The organism is Thalassospira sp. UBA1131, from assembly GCF_002311515.1.
Classification (GTDB): domain Bacteria; phylum Pseudomonadota; class Alphaproteobacteria; order Rhodospirillales; family Thalassospiraceae; genus Thalassospira.
In genome coordinates, this window is record NZ_DCAO01000078.1 from 4249 (window position 1) to 8501 (window position 4253).

Below are 4253 nucleotides of genomic sequence, written 5' to 3' on the forward strand. Positions count from 1 at the left end.
ATGCATGCGCTTGCCCGTAATGCGGATGGCGATACGCTGATATTTGTTCACAATGGGTCCGGGGCGCTGTTTTGCGATTACGGTCATCTACCCTATTGCGACGGGGACTATATCCTGTTGCCGCGCGGCACCGCCTGGCGGATTGAGCCATCTGAACTTTCAGAATTCATGATGATCGAGGCAACGGCTTCTGCTTTCAAGCTGCCAGATGCATCACAGGGTGGGCCAAGCGCGATTAATCCGATGCTGTTTACCTTGCCCAGAATTGATGATGCCTTCACTGCCCAGCAAGACGATGCCTTCTGGGAAATTCACATCAAACGCCGTGGGCAGGTTTCGACCCTGACCTATCCGTTCAATCCGCTGGACGCGGTTGGTTGGGAAGGTGATCTTTGTGTGGTGAAGCTGAATTGGCGCGACCTTGCAAAACATCGGTCTGATGGCCAGAGAACGCCACCCGCAGCGTCGTGCAACTTTGTCACAGAGACATTTTCAATCAGCACCTTCATCCCCAAGGTGGGAGAGGGCGAGTCCGGTATCATGCGCGTGCCGTTCTATCATTCGAACGAAGATGCAGATGAGTTCATCTTTTATCACCGAGGCGAGTTCTTTAGTCGGGGCGAAATAAAGGCCGGAATGGCAACATTCCATCCAAGTGGTTTCCCGCACGGACCGCATCCAAGCGCCTATCAGACAAAGATGGTCAAGGCACCGGTGGAAACCGAAGAGGTGGCCATCATGATCGACAGTCGGGCATTCCTGACGGTTGATGAATCCATTCCGGACGGTGCGGAATGGAAGGCGTATGTGAAAACATGGGAAAAAGCGCAAGAGACACTATAAGGACTTGCTGACATTCGGTGAAAAATGGCAATTTGGCGCCGCCAGTTGATGGTGGTAATTTCGGGGAAGGTTGTTAATGTAATTACCACCTTGTCGGGGTAGTCTGAGTTGTCCCGAGAATTTCTGGCCAAAATGACAAGATGTTCATTACGTACTGCTTTCTTACGCCGGGAATCCTGCCCTTAAAGGGGCGTCAGGGTGACCATCAGACATTAGCGCCGATACCGCTTAGCCAAAGCCAAGAATGAATAAACAGAAGATCGTAAATTCCGTCAGCCACAAGTCTCCTGAACCGCATGAGGTGCCGGACGATCCTTTGGCGTGCCTGCCGCAAACATTTGCTTCGCGCGGTGTCAGGACTCCCTTTACGACCAAGACCCTGCGTTACGCGCGCGTTTCCATTGGCAAGGCCGGACGGAAAATGATCATGTTGCCCGGTCTGTCTGGCGGGCTTGGGACCTATGAATTGCCGCTCGATACATTGCGTGAAGTGTTCGATCTTTCGGTTCATGACCGCATGCTGTACGACCGCCTTATCGAGTTGGAGGATGTCCGTCCGCAGACGGTTCTGGAGCATAGTCGCGACGTTGGCAGTACAGGTGTTGGTGGGGTGGAACTGGCGCGCACCTGCACGCGGCGCAACTGGACGGAAAAAGCATCACGCGAACTCGGTCAGATGGCGGTTCTCCATCAGGCCCTGCGCCAACTTGGTGGTGATGCTGTCAAGGACATGAAGCGCGAAGAATTGATGACCACCGAAGGTCAGATTCGCGCTCGCCGGGCGCTGAACCGCTTCGCATCCGAGCACAAGGTCGCCAATGACACCATCATTGATAGCCTTGGCGAATGGAGCAAGATGATCGCCCCGGTCGGTCTCGACCTTGAGGGATGTCAGGGCCAGCTTCGCGTTCTGGCCGACGGGCTCAAGAAGTTCGCCCAGGATATTGAGGAATGGTCAAATTCCGAACAGTCCGACTTCCGCTTTATGGCCGGACGTATTGTCAGCGCGACCCGTTCGACAAGTAATCATGCCTTGAAGCGCATCGAGGAAGTTGATAGCTGGAACAGCGAACTTGGCAAGGTTCTGACGGATTGGGAAACTGCCAAAAAGGCCATCGGTGAAACGATTGAGTATCTCTGGTGGCTGCTTGATGGTTGGCAGGAACTGATTGATGTCTGGGATAGGCGGTCTCTGACGGATCGCGCAAAACAGCGCGAAACCGTCGAGGAAGTAGCAAGTTTTGCACCGGTCTTGCCGCTTTCAGAGATTGAGCAGTCCGAACAGCAGTTCTGGGCTGATGTACGGGTTAATCAGATGCTTTGGGCTGGTGAATTGCGTAAGCTGGGCAGTGGTGAAATTGACGCCGATATGATGGATCGTCTCGAACGCTTCAGGAGACAGTCGGCATGAAGATTGAAGACGCCGGAAAGCTTGGCGTTTCGCAACTTGGCAAACTGTTTGAATCGCTCAGCAGTAACGAAATTGCCCGCTTCACGCGCGCGATCGAAAGCGATCGTGCCGATCCCAAATTGCCATTGCCCCATGAAGCCATTCTTCAGATCCTGCGTCCGCGTCTGGCATCGCTCAAACCGGAACGCTATCCGACGCCGATGCGTCAGTTCTGCGATCCGTTTGAAGATCTGCTGACCTCTGGCGAGCCGAATGAAAAAAGCATCCGGATCAGCCGGTCATCACTGATGCCAATCTGGAATGTTGTGGTGGAATCGGGTGGTCCTGAGTTTCAACAGGCGATGAAGGACATCGACAGGGCTGCTGCGACCCGCGACACTGCAAAACTTGCCATCGCAGAGCGCAAGCTTTGGCAAATCGGGGCGCAGACGATTGAAGATCAACTTGAAAATTCTCATACCGGGGTGAAGCAGGAACGCGCATTGGCAACCCGTCTTGGCTCGCGCATTCACCTCACAGCCTTTGCCGAAGTCGGCAAGATATTACGGGTTGGCGACGAAATTGCGCAGTTGCGTGAACGCTTCCCGTCCGCACCGATCAGGGTGCTGGATGCAAGCGATGTGAAATGGTTGCGTGACCTGTTCATGTCGATCTCAAAGGATAAGCCCGGGCTTGAGCCGATGTTCCTGCTCGCAGTTTTGGCGCGCCTTTTGCGACCGAGCGAGTTGTTCAAGCTCATCCGTGTGCTGTCGACCAAGTCTGATGACCGCACGATCGAGAAAACCAACCTTGCTGAAACCGGTGATCTGATCATTGACCTGTTGGCCGAGACGGTAACCGAGATTGAACAAGGTGTCGGCACCGGCAAGGACGAAGCCCACATCCTGTCATTGGCCCGCTGGTATGCTTCGGAATTTGTCCGCATCACCCGCGAATTTAAAATCCGCAAGGATGGCCGTTGGGGTGAAAAGCTGCTTGAAACCCGTCGTCGGGTATCGCGCGCGCTGGCCGATACGATGTTTGGCGCAACGCCGGAACGCGTGATTGATGCCTTGCCAAAGCTCGAAGCGGCTCAAGGCCCGGGATCGGGTCGTGGCGCACTTGCCCGTCCGATTTTCTCGCAGGAATTCGATGACGAGAAAGTCCTGGCCGCTGAAAAATCGGCCGAGGCAATTGCCGAAACCGCCCGCATTTCCGATGTGCTTGCCGCCCAAAGTTCGGCAGCCAAAGGCGGTGGTGGAGCTAAAGAAAAAGCTCAATCAGATCGGCCGCGCAGGTGTGGACAGCATGCGTCGACTGACACCCGAAGAAGTCCCGAATGCGCAGCGAAACCTAATGGCCACGGTACGCTTGCTTGAGATTGTTGATGGTCCGGAAGATGCCGATGTGCTGCGCCGCCGCGGGATGAATGCACTGCGTGCGCTATCAGCCGATCAGAAGGCAAGCTGATCAGACCAGTTTGCCATGCATGGCAATTTCACGCGCAAGGTTCTTTACCGTATCAAGTTGATCAAGCCAGTTCATAAAGGCCCGGATTTTGGGAAGCCGCGCGCGGCTTTTCGGGCAGCAGGCGTAATAATGAAACGGACTGGCCTTGGGTTGGCCGAACGGGGCAATGATCCGGCCGGTTGCCAGCTCATCAGTGATCGCAAAGGTCGGCAACAGCGCCACACCAAGTCCTGCAACAGCGGCCTGCATGGCCATGGTGAAGTGCTCAAACTTCGGTCCGTTTTCACCGTCAATATCACTAAGCCCACTTGCCGCAAGCCAATCGGCCCAACCGCGTGGCCGGGTCGCGATATGCAACAACGGAAAGTTTCGCAAGTCTTCTGGCTGTGGCGCGCGTCCCAGATTGGCAACCAGTTGCGGGCTGCAGATCGGGACCATTTCCTCGCCATGCAGGATGTGGGCATCAAGCTCCGACCAGTTTCCTTCGCCAAACAGAACTGCGATATCGATCTGTTCACGATCAAAGTCGGGCATGCCGATCCGCGAAATG

At 55.0% G+C, this 4253-nt stretch carries 4 protein-coding genes; 3 read left to right on the forward strand and 1 reads right to left on the reverse strand.

The features are described 5' to 3' along the window. The 3 genes from B3Z49_RS11950 to B3Z49_RS11960 all read left to right on the forward strand — a co-directional run. The coding region (locus B3Z49_RS11950; protein ID WP_296991067.1) for a homogentisate 1,2-dioxygenase at positions 1-843 on the forward strand (843 nt) is incomplete at its 5' end. Positions 844-1087: 244 nt separating this feature from the next. Then, positions 1088-2254 (forward strand): hypothetical protein, encoded by a 1167-nt coding sequence (locus B3Z49_RS11955; RefSeq protein ID WP_296991069.1) that lies wholly within the window; start codon positions 1088-1090, stop codon positions 2252-2254. Next, positions 2251-3612, forward strand: a complete 1362-nt coding sequence (locus B3Z49_RS11960; protein ID WP_296991070.1) for a hypothetical protein — start codon at positions 2251-2253, stop codon at positions 3610-3612. The genes B3Z49_RS11955 and B3Z49_RS11960 overlap by 4 nt, the downstream gene beginning before the upstream one ends. A 91-nt stretch (positions 3613-3703) precedes the next feature. Here B3Z49_RS11960 and B3Z49_RS11965 read toward each other — a convergent pair. After that, positions 3704-4253, reverse strand: a 550-nt coding sequence (locus B3Z49_RS11965) for a LysR substrate-binding domain-containing protein (protein WP_296991071.1), incomplete at its 5' end; no start/stop codon positions are given.

Coding starts and splice junctions, on each gene's coding strand:
- B3Z49_RS11960 (WP_296991070.1), top strand. CDS start 2,251: ATGAAGATTGAAGACGCCGGAAAGCTTGGCGTTTCGCAACTTGGCAAA.
- B3Z49_RS11955 (WP_296991069.1), top strand. CDS start 1,088: ATGAATAAACAGAAGATCGTAAATTCCGTCAGCCACAAGTCTCCTGAA.